Source organism: Streptomyces sp. NPDC056144 (assembly GCF_042264145.1).
GTDB lineage: Bacteria > Actinomycetota > Actinomycetes > Streptomycetales > Streptomycetaceae > Streptomyces.
Map to the genome: position 1 here is coordinate 329161 of NZ_JBHJVF010000004.1, position 15600 is coordinate 344760.

A 15600-nucleotide genomic window follows, 5' to 3' on the forward strand; every position below is an offset into this window, starting at 1 on the left:
CGACCGCCGACGATCGACTGGGGACGCGATGAGCGACGTGCCGAACCGAGGCATACAGGACCAGCGGGGGGAACCCCGACCAGAGGGCGACCCGTGGTCACGGCTCCCGTCGATGGCCCCGGCGACGGTGTCGCCGGTGGACGTACCGGGCACGGTACGGACGGTCGAGGAGCCGGCGGCGGGCGTCGGCGCGAGAACGGTCGCCCCCAGCCCTCTCGACCCGGGCGCGACCCGCGACCCGCACCCGATCCACCGGACGCTGCGGGAGGACTTCCCCCTCACCTACGACCCGCTGCTGCGCGCGTGGGTCCTCAGCCGGTACGCGGACGTGGCCTCCGCCCTCACCGACAACCGCTTCACCCACGGGCACCGGCCGGGCGACCCGCCGTGCTCGCGTTCTCACGTGGACGTCGACATGGGCGAGTTGAGGCGCGTCACGGAACGCACGGCGTACGTCCTGGCCCGCCGCATCGCCGACCGCCCGCAGGCCGACCTCGTGGCGGACTTCTGCCACTGGCTGCCGGCGGGCACGGTGGCGGCGGCGGTCGGAGTCCCGTACCGGGACATGATGCGTCTGGTCCGGGGCAGGGCGGCGGGCGCTCTCGCCGGGGAGTGCGGCGGCCAGATCGCGGTACGCGAGAAGGCCCTGGCGTCCTTCCTCGGCAACGTCCTGTCGGACCCGGACCAGGTGGCGGCCCTCAGGGACGCGCCGACGGGCCTGGTGGCGAGGGCCTGGGCGGAGTCGCTCCGCCGCGACCCCCCGGTCCAGATCATGGTCCGCCGGACGCGAGCGGAGGTCCGTGTCTCCGGCGGAATCATCCCGGCGGGCGCCTCGGTGGCCCTCCTGGTCGGCTCGGCGGGCCGCGACCCGGAACGCTTCCGCGACCCGGACCGCTTCGACCCGCTCCGCGACGACGGCGGCCAGCTCACCTACGGCACGGGCTTCTGCCCGGCGGTCCTCCTGGCGGGCCTGGAGGCGGAGTACTCCCTCCGCGCCCTCTTCACGGCCATGCCCCGCCTCACCCTGGCCCCGGGCTTCCGCCCGACTCCGACGGGTCTGATCACCCGGGCACCCCGCACCCTGATCGTCCGCCCGGGCGGCTGATCCATTCGCGGCTGATCTTCGTACAACCTTTCGGTTCTTCGCGGGTCTTACCAGGTGATCGAGGCGCCATCCGCGCCTCCTTCCCCGGGAGGATCACCTGTGTCACCGTCCCTCGTCCACCCCCGTCGGCTCACCACCGCCGTCGCCGTCGCGCTGGCCGTCACCCTCGGGGCAGGCGCCCTGGCGGTCCCTTCGTACGCGCTGCCGGCGGACGGGGCCCTCGTGGCGGGCACGACCGCTGCCGACGCGGACCTGATCGCGTACCCCAAGGGTGACGAGCTGGTCGGGGTCGGGGTGACCGGATTCTTCACGCGTAATGATCAGGACGGCACGGGGGCCTTCCATCCGTTCTCGGGTGGTCCAGTGCGCGTGTACGAGTACGGGTTCGAGATCGAGCTGCGGTCCACGCGGACCCGTGACTTCCTGGTCGAGTGGGAGCCGGAGAAGGTCGTGCAGCGGGAGCTGGGCACGGACGCCGAGCTCGTCGTCCCCCTCGGCGAGGCGGCGGACGCTCCCCGGTACGTCGGATCGGCGGGCGACGCCGTCTACACCACGGTCACCACCGCCACGGGCACGGTCCTCCGCAAGCACACGCGGGCCCAGGCCGAGGGGATCGTCGTCGCGGGGCTGCCGTCAGCTGCCGTCGGTGTCGAGATCGAGCAGGCCGGTCCGGACCACGCCGAGATCTCCTTCTACCAGGGCGGCTCGCAGAAGTGGGGTCTGCTCGACGTCTCCACGGGTGCCGTCACCGGTGTCCGCCCGGCCGAGCTCGGGGACAGGACTGCCTCTTCGGCGTACAGCGCGTGGGTCGTGGGCGAGCGGGAAGCGTATCCGCGGGTCTTCGCCGCGAACCGGTCCGGCGTCGTCCGCGAACTCCCGGTGGTCAAGGAAGGTTCCTTCGGCTCCTTCCACGTCGGCATCGCCGGGAACTGGGTCATGTACGGGCAGGCCCGTGGCATGGCCAGCCATCGGACCAGCGTCCACTACCCGCTGACCGCCCACAACTTCGTCACCAAGGCGACGGAGCGGCTGTTCGACCACGCCTACCAGGTGGTCCCCGGCCCCGACGGCCGTCTGTACGTGCGCGGCGGCATCGTCGGGCGCGGTGAGGGACTGTACCGGGTCACCGACACCGGGGGCGCGAAGCCCCTGGTCGAGAAGGTCGCGACGACCGGGCAGCCCACGGAGATCGTCGCCAGGACCGTCACCGTCCCTCCCGCCGTGCTCGACCTCGACAAGAACCGCACCACCTCCTTCCGCTGGACCCTCTCGCGCCCGAACAACGATGCGACGCTCTCCCTCCGTCACGTGCGGACCGGGAAGACCACGACCCTCGACAACGTCCCCAACGGGACGGACGTCTGGTTCTCCTGGCCGTCCCCCGCGTCGGCGGCGCCCCGGAACGGCGACTACACCTGGCGCCTGACCGTCCGTCCGGACAACGGCATCGGGCCCGCCGCCGTTCTCAACGGCGCCTTCAAGGCCGTCCGGAAGGTCCAGCCGCACGACTTCACCGACAACGGGACCCCCGACCTGCTCACCCGGGACTCCGCCGGTCGCGTGTGGCGTGACGACCTGAACTGGCGGCCGGTGGGGTCGTACAGCGACCTGGGCGAGGCCCGGGCGCAGATCGGGTCCGGCTGGACCGCGTACGACCGTTTCGAGGCCGCCGGGAACCTCGGGGGTTCCTCGGCGGGCGACGTCGTCGCCCGTGAGCCGTCCGGCGCTCTGTGGCTCTACCAGGGCAACGGCAACGGCGGTTTCGCTCCCCGCATCAGGGTCGGCAGCGGCTGGCAGTCGTACGTGACCATCGCCGCCGGCAGCGACCTCACCGGCGACGGCCGCCCCGACCTCCTGGCCACCGACAAGACCGGCGGCGCCTGGCTGCACCGCGGCACCGGCGTCGCCGCGACCCCCTTCGCCACGCGTAGGAAGGTCGGCTCGGGCTGGAACGGCTACAACGACGTCATCGCCGTCGGGAACATCGCCGGCGGGCCCGCCGGCGACGTCGTGGCCCGCGACAAGGCCGGCGTGCTCTGGCTCCACCTCGGAAAGGGCGACGGCACCTTCGCGACCCGCACCCAGATCGGACGCGGCTGGAACACGTACGCCACCCTCGTCGGCGCCGGTGACGTCGACCGGGACGGGCGCCCCGACCTGGTCGCCGTCGGCAAGCCGTACGAGACCTCGAAGCTGTTCCGGGGCACGGGCGACTGGAAGGCGCCCTTCCGGGGCGGCGAGGAGCTGTGGGTGAAGAACGCGCTGAACTCCGACCGCGTGTTCTGACCCGAGCGACGGCTATCCGCGGGCCAGCAGGGCCACCGGCCCCGGTCCGAAGAGTCCGGCCAGGCGGACCGGGGTCCGCGGGCCGCCGTGGAACTCGCGCTCGCCGTCCAGCGCGTCGACCCAGCGGCCCGCCGGCAGGACCAGCTCCGTGTCCTGCCAGCCGCCCGCCTCCGCGAGGCGGAGCGGCAGGCGGGTCACCGCCGTGAGCAGGCGGTCCGCGCGGGTGAAGGACAGGCAGTGCGCGGCCGCCGGGCCCGTCGCCCCGAGCGGGGTGTAGGTGGCGGCGGGGGGCAGGGTGCGCCGGAGGCGGAGGGCCGTGCGGATCAGCGCCGTGCGCTCGTCCGCCGGGCCCTCCGCGAACGGCGCCCGGTTGTCCGGGTCCACCAGCGCCCGGTACTCCCGCTCCGTGTTCTGGTACAGCTCCGGCACCCCCGGCATGGTGAGCTGGGTCAGCAGGGCGCCGAGCGCGTGGGCCCGGATGTGGGGTTCCAGGGGGTGCAGCAGGTCCCGGAGCGGGACCTTCGCCGGGCCGGCCGCCGTGAAGGCCGCCACCGCCCGCTCGTACTCCGCGTCCTGTTCGGTCCAGCTCGTCCTGAGGCCCGCCTCCCGGACCGCCTTGAGGACCGCCGGGCCCAGTCGCTCCCCGTCCGGCACGCCCAGGCCGAAGGCCGTCTGCCAGGCCGTCCAGGACAGGTGGGGGTCGGGGGCGGGGACCCCCGCCACCCCCTTCATGGCCGCCGCCCACACCTCCGGGCACTGGGACAGGACCGCGATCGCCGCCCGCACGTCCGCGCTCCGCTTGGTGTCGTGGGTCGACAGCACCGTGCCGGTGGCCGGCCAGTCCCTCGCGATCCGTGAGCAGTACGCGTGGAACTCCTCCGCCGACACCGCCGGACGGCCCGCGTCCCCGCCCACCTCGTTCGCGGAGAGCAGGGGGGTGTAGCGGTAGAAGGCCGTGTCCTCCACCGACTTCGCCCGCAGGGCGGAGGAGGTCTGGGCGAAGCGGGCGCGGAAGGCGTCGTGGTCCGGGCCCGAGCCCAGGAGGCCCAGGGCCAGGCCCCGTACCGTGTCGACCGCCTCCGCCTCCTCCTCCAGCTTGAACGCCGTCCTCGCGTTCCACGCCGCCGCTTCCGTCAGTACGCGCTCCCCGCCCGTCCGGTACGTCCGGTAGACCGGGACCCGTACCAGGAGTTCGCGGATCGCCGTGCGCAGCGCCCAGGGGGCGTGGTCCCGGAGGGCCGGGTCGGCCGCGCAGATCCGTTCCGCGATCCGGGTCAGCGTCGCGGTCTCCGCCGCCAGGTCGTGGTGCACCACCTCGCGTGCCGCCCGGTGCGCGGTCACCTCCCAGGTGCCGCCCCCTTCGGGTGCCGCACCCGTGAACTCGCGGTAGACGCACATCAGTTCGTGCGCGCCTTCCTCGTCCGTGAAGACTCCGTCCACGTGCCGCAGAGCGTCGTACCCCGTCGTCCCCGCCACGGGCCAGGAGGTCGGCAGCGTCTCCGATCCGGTCAGGATCTTCTCCACCACCGTCCAGCACCGGCCGCCCGTCGCCTCCGCGAGAAGCTCCAAGTAGCCCTCGGGGTCCACCAGTCCGTCCGGGTGGTCGATCCGCAGGCCCTCCACCACCCCGTCCCGCACCAGCTCGACCACCTTCTCGTGGGTCGCCGCGAAGACCTCCGGGTCCTCCACCCGCACCCCGATGAGATCGGAAATGGTGAAGAAGCGGCGGTAGTTGAGCTCGGTCCTCGCGAGGCGCCACCAGGCCAGGCGGTACCACTGGGAGTCCAGCAGCTCGTCCAGGGGCAGGCCCTCCGTGCCGGGGCGCAGCGGGAATTCCTGTCCGTCCAGGCGCAACACCCCGCCCTCGAGCCGCAGTCGGTCCCGCACCTCCGGCAGCCGGCCCGGCAGCACCGGCAGCAGCACCCGCCCGTCTCCCGCCCGCCAGTCGATGTCGAACCAGCGCGCGTACGGCGACGACGGTCCGTCCCGCAGGACGGCCCGCAGCGCGTGGTTGTGCTGCGGCGAGGCCGCCATGTGGTTGGGGACCAGGTCGAGGACTAGGCCGAGACCGTGCGCCCGCGCGGTCGCCGCGAGCGCCCGCAGTCCCTCCTCGCCGCCGAGTTCGGCCCGTACGGAACGGTGGTCGGTCACGTCGTACCCGTGGGTCGAGCCGGGCATCGCGGTGAGGACGGGGGAGAGGTGGAGGTGGGAGACGCCGAGCCCGGCGAGGTACGGCACGGCCCGCTCGGCGGCGGCGAAGGGGAAGGCGGGCTGGAGCTGGAGGCGGTACGTGGCGAGGGGCGGGGTGGGGATGACGGGAGGGGTGGGTGTGACGGGAAGGGTGGGTGTGACGAGCGTGGTGGTCGCGACGGGCGGACCGGGCGGCGTGGGCGTCATGCGAACGTACGTACCCGGCCGGAGCCCTTCTGTGTCATCGCCCCATGCACCCGTTCGTGTGCATCGCGTTACGGTCGCGCGATGCCCCGCCTGCTCCGTACCTACCGCGACACCCTCACCGTCCTCGGGCCCGTCCTGCCCCTCGTCTCCTTCCTCGGCCGCCTCCCGACCGCCATGTGCCAGCTCGGCAGCCTGCTCCTCGTCGCCGAGACGAGCGGCTCGCTCGCGGCCGCCGGGCTCGCGGGCGGAGCGCTCGCCGCCGGGCAGACCGTCGCGGGCCCGGTCATCGGCCGGCTCGCCGACCGGCGCGGTCAGCGCGGGGTCGTCCTCGTCGCGTCCCTCGCCAACGCGGTCGCCGTGACCGCCCTGGTCCTCGCCGCGCTCGACCGGGCGGACCTCGGCCTCCTGATGGCGCTCGGCGCGCTCGCCGGGGCCACCGTCCCCCAGATAGGTCCTCTCGCCCGGACCCGGTCGGTCGCCCTCGTCCGCCGTTCCCGCGAGGGCGGCGAGGACCGTCTCGTCGCCGCCGTCCTCTCCTTCGAGGGCACCCTCGACGAGGTCTCCTTCGTCCTCGGCCCCGCCCTCGTCGGTCTCGCGGCCGCCCTGGCCCACCCGGCCGCCGCGCTCCTCTCCGCCGCCGCCCTCCTCGTGGTCTGCGGCACCGCCTTCGCCCTCCACCCCACGGCCGGCGCGACGGCCCCCGCGTCCACCCGGAAGGACGCGGCCGACCGGGGACGGCTGCCCCGCTCCGCGTACGCCCTGCGCGGGACGATGGTCCTCCAGGGGGCCATGTTCGGCGCCTCGCAGGCCGGGATCACGGCGCTCACCGAGGAGCTCGGCGCGCCCGCGCAGGCGGGGCTCGTCTACGCGGCGATGGGCGTGATGAGCGCCGCCGTCGGCCTCTCCCTGGCCGCCCTGCCCGACCGGATCGGCCTCGCCACCCGATGGCGCGTCGCGACCGCCGGACTCGTCGTCCTCTCGCTCCCGCTGCCCTTCGTCGGCTCGCTCGGCGCGCTGTACGCGGTCGTGGTCGTCCTCGGCGCCGCCTACGCCCCGCACCTGATCACGGTCTTCGGCCTCACCGAGCGGTCCGTCCCCGCCTCCCGGCTCGCCGAGTCGATGGCCTTCCTGACGAGCGGGATCGTCGCCGGTCAGGCCCTCGCGCTCGCCGTGTCGGGGCGGCTCGCCGAGAGCCACGGCGCCCCCGCCGCCTTCGCGGTGGCGGTGGGGGCGGCCGTGGCCTGCGCGGCGCTCTCGTGGACGGTCCGGGCGACGGGTGCGCCGCCCGACGGCGCCCGGGAGCTCAGGCCGGCCTCCGCAGGACGGTCAGGCTGAGCGGGGCGAGCGCCACCCGCTCGCCGCCCGTCAGCTCGGGCCCCTCCCTCGGCGGCATGCCCTCCGGGTCGGAGGTGTCCACCACCATGTGCCAGAGCGGCCCGTGGCTGTCGGGGACGACGAACTCCAGTTCCCGCGAAGAGGCGTTGAACATCAGGAGGAAGGAGTCGTCGGCGATCCGCTCGCCCTGCGTGCCCGGCTCGGAGATCGCGTGGCCGTTGAGGAAGACGGTCAGCGCCTGGGCGTGCGCGGCCTGCCAGTCGCGGGAGGTCATCTCCTCGCCCTCGGGCGTGAACCAGGCGATGTCGGTGAGCTCGTCGTGCGTGCCCTCCACCGGGCGGCCGTGGAAGAAGCGGCGGCGCCGGAACACGGGATGCTCCCGCCGCAGCCGGACCATCTCCCGCGTGAACCGCAGCAGCGTGGCCTCCGCCTCGCTGCTCTCCTTCGGCCAGCGGACCCAGGAGACCTCGTTGTCCTGGCAGTACGCGTTGTTGTTGCCGCCCTGCGTGCGGCCGAACTCGTCGCCGTGGCTGAGCATCGGCACGCCCTGCGAGAGCATCAGCGTGGCCAGGAAGTTGCGCATCTGGCGGGCGCGGAGCTCGGTGATCCCGACGTCCTCCGTCTCGCCCTCGACCCCGCAGTTCCAGGACCGGTTGTAGCTCTCGCCGTCCCGGTTCCCCTCCCCGTTGGCCTCGTTGCGCTTCTCGTTGTACGAGACCAGGTCGCGCAGGGTGAAACCGTCGTGGCAGGTGACGAAGTTGACCGAGGCGAGCGGGCGCCGGCCGTCGTCCTGGTAGAGGTCTGAGGAGCCGGTGAGCCGGGAGGCGAACTCGGCGAGCGTGCGCGGCTCGCCGCGCCACAAGTCCCGTACGCAGTCCCGGTACTTGCCGTTCCACTCGGTCCACAGGGGCGGGAAGTTGCCCACCTGGTAGCCGCCCTCGCCGACGTCCCAGGGCTCGGCGATCAGCTTCACCTGGCTCACCACCGGGTCCTGCTGGACGAGGTCGAAGAACGAGGACAGCCGGTCGACCTCGTGGAACTGGCGGGCCAGGGTGGCCGCGAGGTCGAAGCGGAAGCCGTCCACGTGCATCTCGGTCACCCAGTACCGCAGGCTGTCCATGATCAGCTGGAGGACGTGCGGGGAGCGCATGAGCAGCGAGTTCCCGGTGCCCGTCGTGTCCGTGTAGTACCGGCGGTCGTTCCCGAGCCGGTAGTACGAGGGGTTGTCCAGGCCCCGGAAGGAGAGCGTGGGGCCCAGGTGGTTGCCCTCGGCGGTGTGGTTGTAGACCACGTCGAGGATGACCTCGATGCCCGCCTGGTGCAGCGCCCGTACCGCCGACTTGAACTCCAGGACCTGCTGGCCCCGGTCGCCCCAGGACGCGTAGGCGTTGTGCGGGGCGAAGAAGCCGATCGTGTTGTAGCCCCAGTAGTTGGAGAGCCCCGAGTCGGCGAGCCGGTGGTCGTGGACGAACTGGTGAATGGGCATCAGTTCGAGCGCCGTCACGCCGAGTTCCTTCAGGTGCCCGATGACCGCCGGGTGCGCGAGCCCCGCGTACGTGCCGCGCAGCTCCTCCGGGAGGTCCGGATGGAGCATCGTCAGGCCCTTCACGTGGGCCTCGTAGATCACGGTGTGGTGGTACTCGGTCCGGGGGCGCCGGTCGTCGCCCCAGTCGAAGTACGGGTTGACCACGACCGAGCTCATCGTGTGCGGGGCCGAGTCGAGGTCGTTGCGCGCGTCGGGCCGCCCGAAGGGGTACCCGTACACCGCCTCGCCCCACTCCACCCGCCCCGACACGGCCCGCGCGTACGGGTCGAGGAGCAGCTTCGCCGCGTTGCAGCGCAGCCCGCGCTCGGGGGCGTACGGGCCGTGGACCCGGAACCCGTACCGCTGGCCCGGCATCACGCCCGGCAGGTACGCGTGCCGGACGAAGGCGTCCGTCTCGCGCAGCTCGACGGAGGTCTCGGAGCCGTCGTCGTTCAGGAGACAGAGATCGATCCTGTCGGCGGCCTCCGAGAAGACCGCGAAGTTGGTGCCCGCTCCGTCATAGGTGGCGCCCAGGGGGTACGCCTGGCCCGGCCAGACCTGCATGGGTGGTGTTCTCCCTCTTCTGTCCGGGTTTGTGGGGTGTTCTTCGGCCAGATCCTGCCTCAAAGAGGGGCAACCTCCTAGGACTTCGGCCCGTCCTACCGGGTGACCGCACGACCAAGCGGGGGATAGAGGGGGAAGTGTGTACGAAATAGTGCGACGCCACCTGGGGAAGGTGGTGGCCGGAGCGGCCATGGCGGTGACGGGGACCGCCGTCGCGGTCGCCATCACCCTGCCGGGTGCGGCGGGGGCGGCCAACGGGGGCTACGGGCTGAACGGGCCCGGCAGCGGGAGCGGCGCGAGGGCCGCCGGTACGACGGCCGGGGGAACGGCCGCGGGAACGACCGGGGGGACCGCCGGGGGCGCCGCCGCCGGCGAGACCGTCCAGGGCGAGGGCGCCGCCGGGCAGGGAGGGGCAGAACCGGGGACCGCCGTCTCCGCCCCGCCGCCCGCCACCATGGCCCCCGCGCCCGTCGAGGGGAAGAAGGGGATCGGCTCCGACCCGCTCACCGGCGACGAGCTCACCCGGGCCGAGGCGCTGGCGCTGACCCCGCCGGCCTCCGCCGCCCAGGAGAACGTCGAGGGGGGCCGGGGCCCGCAGCACCTGGCCACCGGGCTCTCCGACCCGCGGCCCGGAGACTCGGCGCGCCGGGCCGAGGTCCGCTTCTACGACTACGCGCGCGACGAGCTCGTCACCCGGACCGTCAACCTCGACACCGGGAAGGTCGAGAAGTCGACGGCCGTGCGCGGGGTCCAGCCCTCCGCCCACCCCGAGGAGCTGCGCGAGGCCCTGGAGCTCATCCTCGCGAGCCCGCTCGGCAAGGGCGTCAAGGAGGACTACAAGGACGCCACGGGCAAGCCGCTGACCGGCCCCGACCAGCTGTGGTTCAACGGCGACCTCTACCGCCCCTACCGGGAGGCGAAGGTCCCGGACGCGCTCGCCCGCTGCGGCGAGCACCGCTGCGTCCGGCTCGTCACCAAGGTCCTTAACGGGGCCTGGATCGACACCCGGAACCTCATCGTCGACCTCTCCGCGAGGACCGTCACCCGCGTCGGCTGACCGCCGCCGCACCGTCCTGCCCGGCCGCGCCCCGTCCTGACCTGCCATGACGTGACCCGGCCCGACCTGCCATGACGCGACCCGGCCTGACCTGCCAGGTCGCGCGGACCATCTCCGTACCAGGGGGTACGTTTCCCATGTCCACCCAGCGCACCACGCGCACCCGCCGCCGGGGCCTCGCCGCCCTGTCCGCCGCCGGCCTGCTCGGCGCCACCGCCGCCGCGGCCGGACCCGCCACCGCCGCGCCGCGCCTGCCCGCCGTCCCGCGGGCCGCCCAGGCGGCTCCGGCGGCCCCGCAGCCCGGCCCGCCCGCCTGCTCCGCCGCGTACCGCGTCACGAAGACCCTCGACGGCGGCGCCGTCTGGGACATGTGCTGGCGGTACAACACCGACGCCGGGCTCACCCTCGACAGCGTCACCTACCAGCCGCCCGGCGGCGCCCGGATCAAGGTGCTCACCAGCGCCCGGCTCGCCCAGATCCACGTCCCGTACGACGACGGCAACGCCGAGTACGACGACCTCACCGGCGCCGGGTTCGGCTGGGGACTCCAGAACCTCAAGGCCACCGAGTGTCCCGGCGGCACCGTCACCACCGTCAAGGTGCCCGAGGTCGGCGACGTCAAGGGCCTGTGCACCACGACGAGGGCGCGCGGCCACGCGTACCGCATGGCCGCCGACACCGGCCGCGGCGTCTACCAGGCCCAGGCCAAGGACCTGCTCGTCTACACCGTGAACAAGGTCGGCTGGTACGAGTACATCTCCGAGTGGCGCTTCGCCTCCGACGGCACCATCGGCGCCAACGTCGGTGCCACCGGCAGCCTTTCGCCCGTCGACTACAACGCCACCGACGGACGCGGCTGGCCCATCGGCAAGGGCGCCCGCTCCTACGCCACCAGCCACGCCCACAACGTCTTCTGGAAGCTGGACTTCGGGCTCGACGGCGGCAAGGACCGCATCGAGCAGTACGACTCCACCGTCACCCCGCCCCCGGCCCGCGGCGGCGGCCCGACCGTGAAGACCAAGCGGACCGCCGTCACCAAGGAACTCGCCGGGGACGCGAAGAACATGCGCTGGTGGCGGGTGGTCAGCGGCACCGGCAAGAACGCCGACGGCCACGCCCGCTCGTACGAGATCGTGCCCGGCCACACCGACACCCACGCGGGCCGCGGCTTCACCAAGCACGACGTCTACGTGACCCAGGCGCGCGCCTGCGAGCAGTACGCGAGCAACAACATCGGCGGCTGCCCCGCCAACGCCGGTGACAGCGTGGACAAATGGGTCAACGGCGAGACCCTGACCAAGCCGACCGTCTGGGTCAACATCGGGTTCCACCACATCGCCCGGGACGAGGACCAGCAGCCGATGCCCGTCCACTGGCAGGGCTTCCAGCTCGCGCCCAGGGACGTAACCGCTATGAATCCCCTCACTCCGGCCGATCTCGCCTCCCAGAACGGACAGCCCGATCTGGGCAGTTGAGCAAGGAGCCGAGCGATCCTGCTGCACCGCCCGCGCTCGCGGAGTACCCTTCGTTGATCTTTGTGAACAGTGGTGCGGGCAGAAGGCGGTGCGCGGGTGAGCTCGGGAGGTCGTGAGCTGCCCCCCGGTGACGAGGGTCACGACGGGGGGTCGCCGGTCGACCCCGCCGGGGCCCGTCCCGGGACGGTCTCCGTCGCGCGGCCCGTGGAGATCGGCGCCGAGCTCGACTGGGGCGCCGAGGCCTGGAGCGAGGTGCGCACCCGCGCCCAGCGCGCGGGGCGCGCCTACATCTGGCTGAACCTGGTCGAGCAGCGCCTGCGGGCCGTGGTCGCGGCCGTCCTGCGGCCCGTGTACGAACCGGTGCACGGCGAGGAGTGGGTCGTGGCCGCGGCCGGTCCCGCCGGCCAGGAGTGGGTCCAGCGGGCGGTCGCCGTCCGCGAGGTCTCCCGGCGCAAGGGCTACCTCCTCGACCCGGCCGACGACAACACCCTGAGCTTCCTCACGCTCCCGCAGCTGCGGGAGCTCATGGTGCAGCACTGGCCCTGCTTCGAGCCGTACTTCGACGACCGGCGCGAGGTCGAGCTCGCCCTCGACGAGCTGGAGGTCACGCGCAACGTGGTCTCCCGCAACCGGGCGCTCTCGCCCACCGTGCTCGCCCAGGCCGAGCGGGCCTCGGCGCGGCTCCTGGAGATCCTGGGCAGCGGCGCCGGGGTGCCGTCCGCCGACCGGCTGCCGGTGGACGCGGTCGAGGACCTCGTCGGCGACCGGTACGCGGACGTGGTCTCCGTCCATCCCGACCGGGTGCGGCTCCAGCGGCAGCTGCCGGCCGAGGACCTCTTCGGCGGGGCCCGCCGGCTCGACGCCACGGGCATAGGTCTCAACCTGCTCGTGCAGAACTTCTCCGGCCGTCGCATGGTCCACCTCGCGGAGTCCGGCTGCCGGACCCGGCTGCTCTTCCTCAACCCGGCCAGCAGCGCCGTGAAGCGGCGCGAGCGGGAACTCGGCCTCAAGAAGGGCGAGCTCAGCCGCTCGGTCGAGATGAACATCCTGCACATGCGGCGGGTCCGCTCGAAGCTGCGCGACCCGGGCGCCTTCCAGATCCACGTCTTCGACGAGACGCCCCGCTTCACCGCGTACCTCGTGGACGGCGACGGGCCCGACGGGGTCGGCGTCGTGCAGTCCTATCTGCGCAAGGCGCGGGGGATGGAGGCGCCGGTCTTCGTCCTGCGGGGCGGCGGGCGGAGCGTGGTGCGCCCCGACCAGCGGGCAGGGCAGGGCGAGAACGGACTTTTCGCCACATACCGGGAGGAATTCGAGTCGGTCTGGCTCGACTCCCGGCCCGTTTCCTGACGCGTTCCTGACTCGTTCCCGGCGCGTTCTCCGGCGGCGACGGGCACCTCCCCGAGGGCGTTGTCAGTGGCCCGTGCGAGGGTGGTCAGCACCACGGGGGAGATCACGTAAGGAGGACCCGATGGCTTGGCACGGCGACACGCTGGTCGGCTTCGATCTGGAGACGACCGGCACCGACCCGCTGGAGGCCCGTATCGTCACGGCCTCCGTCATCGAGGTCGACGGCGGGGGAGAGATCGTACGGCGGCGGGACTGGCTCGCCGACCCGGGCATCCACATCCCGGAGCAGGCCTCCGCGATCCACGGCATCACCACGGAGCGCGCGGCGGCCGAGGGGCGCCCGGTGCGGGAGGTCGCCGAGGAGATCGCCGAGGTCCTCGCCGCGTACTGGGAGAACGGCGTCCCGGTCGTGGCGTACAACGCCTCCTTCGACCTCACGCTCCTCTCCGCCGAGCTGCGCCGCCACGGACTGCCCTCGCTGAGCGAGCGGCTGGGAGGCGTCGAGATCGGGCCGGTCGTCGACCCGTACACGATCGACCGGGCCGTCGACCGCTACCGGCGGGGCAAGCGGACCCTCGAAGCGGTCTGCGGGGAGTACGGGGTCGTGCTCGAAGCCGCCCACCAGGCGGCGGCCGACGCGCTCGCCGCCGTCCGGGTCGCCGTCGCGATAGCCGAGCGCCACCGGCAGGTGGCCGAGCTCGACCCGGCCGAGCTGCACGAGCGGCAGATCGGCTGGTACCGCGTGTGGGCCGAGGACTTCCAGGCCTTCCTGCGGCGCAAGGGCGAGGCGGACGCGGTGATCGAGTCCACCTGGCCCCTGCGTCCGGCGGTCGCGACCGCCTGAGGCCTCCCGGACCCGGGACTCAGAAGGGGTACCAGCGGACCTCGGGGTCGCCGTCCCGCAGGGACGCCACCCGGCGCTCGAACTCGGCCAGGGCCTTCGGGTTCGTCGGCGCGTGCTGGGCCACCCACGCGCAGCTCGCGGTCTCCCGCGCGCCGCGCAGCACCGCGCACCCCTCCCACTCGCGGACGTCCCAGCCGTACGCCTCCGTGAAGGCCTCGTAGGCGGCCGGGTCGAGGCCGTACCGGTCGCGGGAGAGCGCGAGGACCACGAGGTCGTGCTCGCGCAGGTCGGAGGAGAAGGTCTCCAGGTCCATCAGGACCGGGCCGTCGGGACCGACCAGGACGTTGCGGGGGATCGCGTCACCGTGGATCGGACCCGGCGTCAGGTACGGGGTCAGGGCGGCGGCGGCCGGGGCGAAGGCGTCGCGCCGCTCCCGCAGGAAGGCCGCGTCCGCCGGGTCGATCGCCTCGCCGGCGAGCCTCAGCCACCGCTCGACGCCGCCGAGCAGCTCGCGGCGCGGGAGCGTGAAGCCCGTGGGCTCCGGCAGGGCGTGCACGGCCTTCAGGAGCGGGGCCAGGTCGCGCGGCTCCGCCGGGCGGACCGCGTCCGGCAGCCGGTGCCAGAGGGTGACCGGGTGCCCCTCGACGAGCAGCGGCTTCTCCTCGGCGGCCCGGGGCGCCGGGATGCCCGCCCCGACGAGCCAGGAGGAGAGCCCGAGCTCCCGCTCGGCCCGCTCGAACAGTTCCGCGTCGCGGCCGACCTTCACCACCAGGTCGCCCACGGCGAAGACCGCGTTCTCCCCGAGGGCGAGCAGCCGCGCCTCCGCGACCGCCAGTCCCGCGGCGGCCAGGATCTCCCGTGCCCGCGCCTCGTCCATCGACCTCTCCCTACCGACGTGTGCTGATGGGGGAGAGTCTCGCATCCGCGCTTTCCAAGATCTTTGCCGCCTTACGCAACCTTGTTGAATAAATCACAGATAAGTGGAAGGTCTTCTCTCGGATACCCTCCGTCCGCCAGGGTTCGACCTGGGGCCACCGCGCCGCCCCCCACGAGGCGCGGCGGCCCCGCCTAAAGTGGCCCCATGGCGACGACGTACGCGGCCCTGCTCCGCGGCATCAACGTGAGCGGACACCGCAAGGTCCCGATGGCGGAGCTCCGCTCCCTCCTCGAAGGCCTCGGCCACCGGGACGTCCGCACGTACCTCCAGAGCGGCAACGCGGTCTTCACGACCGACACCACGGCCGACGAGGCCGCGCTCACCGCCGAACTCGAAGACGCCATCGAGACCCACTTCGGCTTCCGCGTCGACTGCCTCGTCCGCGACGCCGCCTACCTCAAGGCCGTCGCCGACGCCTGCCCCTTCCCGGCGGCGGAGCTCGAAGGCAAGCAGCTCCACGCGATCTACTACTCCGCGCCCGTCACCCCCGAACGCTTCGCCGCGCTCGACCGGGCGAGCTTCCTCCCCGAGGACTTCGCCCTCGGCGACCGCGTGCTCTACCTGTACGTCCCCGAGGGCCTCGGCCGCTCCAAGCTGGGCGACGCGGTCTCCCGGCCGGCCGTCACCAAGGGCCTGGTGGCCACGGCCAGGAACTGGAACACGGTGCTGAAGCTGGTCGAGATGACCGAGGCGGACTGACGGCCGCGAAATGGCCCAGGGAACAG

Annotated in this window: 11 protein-coding genes; 8 read left to right on the top strand and 3 right to left on the bottom strand. The window is 73.3% G+C overall.

All coding sequences use genetic code 11. The features are described from left to right. The first annotated feature begins 112 nt into the window (after positions 1 to 112). Entirely contained in the window at positions 113 to 1105 is a 993-nt protein-coding gene (locus ACFC0Z_RS15515; protein WP_376437375.1) for a cytochrome P450, read from the top strand. A gap of 99 nt (positions 1106 to 1204) precedes the next feature. Continuing rightward, complete coding sequence (locus ACFC0Z_RS15520; RefSeq protein WP_376437378.1) at positions 1205 to 3391, top strand: FG-GAP repeat domain-containing protein; 2187 nt, start codon at positions 1205 to 1207, stop codon at positions 3389 to 3391. A gap of 12 nt (positions 3392 to 3403) precedes the next feature. Here the strand turns inward: ACFC0Z_RS15520 and treY are convergent, their stop codons facing one another. Continuing rightward, the gene (gene treY / locus ACFC0Z_RS15525) at positions 3404 to 5788 is read right to left on the bottom strand and encodes a malto-oligosyltrehalose synthase (protein ID WP_376437380.1); all 2385 of its coding nucleotides are present in this window, start codon (positions 5786 to 5788) and stop codon (positions 3404 to 3406) included. Between the two features lie 81 nt (positions 5789 to 5869). Between treY and ACFC0Z_RS15530 the strand changes: the two genes are divergently transcribed. After that, entirely contained in the window at positions 5870 to 7123 is a 1254-nt protein-coding gene (locus ACFC0Z_RS15530; RefSeq protein ID WP_376437383.1) for an MFS transporter, read from the top strand. On the opposite strand, the gene glgX is transcribed toward ACFC0Z_RS15530, so the two are convergent. Further along, positions 7092 to 9212: a glycogen debranching protein GlgX gene (gene glgX, locus ACFC0Z_RS15535; RefSeq protein ID WP_376437386.1), complete on the bottom strand. Its 2121-nt coding sequence runs from the start codon at positions 9210 to 9212 to the stop codon at positions 7092 to 7094. The genes ACFC0Z_RS15530 and glgX overlap by 32 nt on opposite strands. A 190-nt stretch (positions 9213 to 9402) precedes the next feature. On the opposite strand from glgX, the gene ACFC0Z_RS15540 reads away from it, so the two are divergent. From ACFC0Z_RS15540 to ACFC0Z_RS15555, 4 genes are all read left to right on the top strand, one after another. Continuing rightward, positions 9403 to 10269 (top strand): Tat pathway signal sequence domain protein, encoded by an 867-nt coding sequence (locus tag ACFC0Z_RS15540; RefSeq protein WP_376437990.1) that lies wholly within the window; start codon positions 9403 to 9405, stop codon positions 10267 to 10269. 137 nt (positions 10270 to 10406) lie between these two features. Further along, positions 10407 to 11744: a copper amine oxidase gene (locus tag ACFC0Z_RS15545; protein ID WP_376437389.1), complete on the top strand. Its 1338-nt coding sequence runs from the start codon at positions 10407 to 10409 to the stop codon at positions 11742 to 11744. Between the two features lie 96 nt (positions 11745 to 11840). Then, the gene (locus tag ACFC0Z_RS15550) at positions 11841 to 13094 is read left to right on the top strand and encodes an SAV2148 family HEPN domain-containing protein (RefSeq protein WP_376437391.1); all 1254 of its coding nucleotides are present in this window, start codon (positions 11841 to 11843) and stop codon (positions 13092 to 13094) included. Positions 13095 to 13215: 121 nt separating this feature from the next. Next, complete coding sequence (locus ACFC0Z_RS15555) at positions 13216 to 13938, top strand: 3'-5' exonuclease (protein ID WP_376437393.1); 723 nt, start codon at positions 13216 to 13218, stop codon at positions 13936 to 13938. Positions 13939 to 13957: 19 nt separating this feature from the next. Here ACFC0Z_RS15555 and ACFC0Z_RS15560 read toward each other — a convergent pair whose 3' ends face one another. Then, the gene (locus tag ACFC0Z_RS15560) at positions 13958 to 14815 is read right to left on the bottom strand and encodes a phosphotransferase enzyme family protein (protein WP_376437396.1); all 858 of its coding nucleotides are present in this window, start codon (positions 14813 to 14815) and stop codon (positions 13958 to 13960) included. 204 nt (positions 14816 to 15019) lie between these two features. On the opposite strand from ACFC0Z_RS15560, the gene ACFC0Z_RS15565 reads away from it, so the two are divergent. Beyond that, entirely contained in the window at positions 15020 to 15574 is a 555-nt protein-coding gene (locus ACFC0Z_RS15565) for a DUF1697 domain-containing protein (protein ID WP_376437398.1), read from the top strand. Positions 15575 to 15600: the final 26 nt, after the last annotated feature.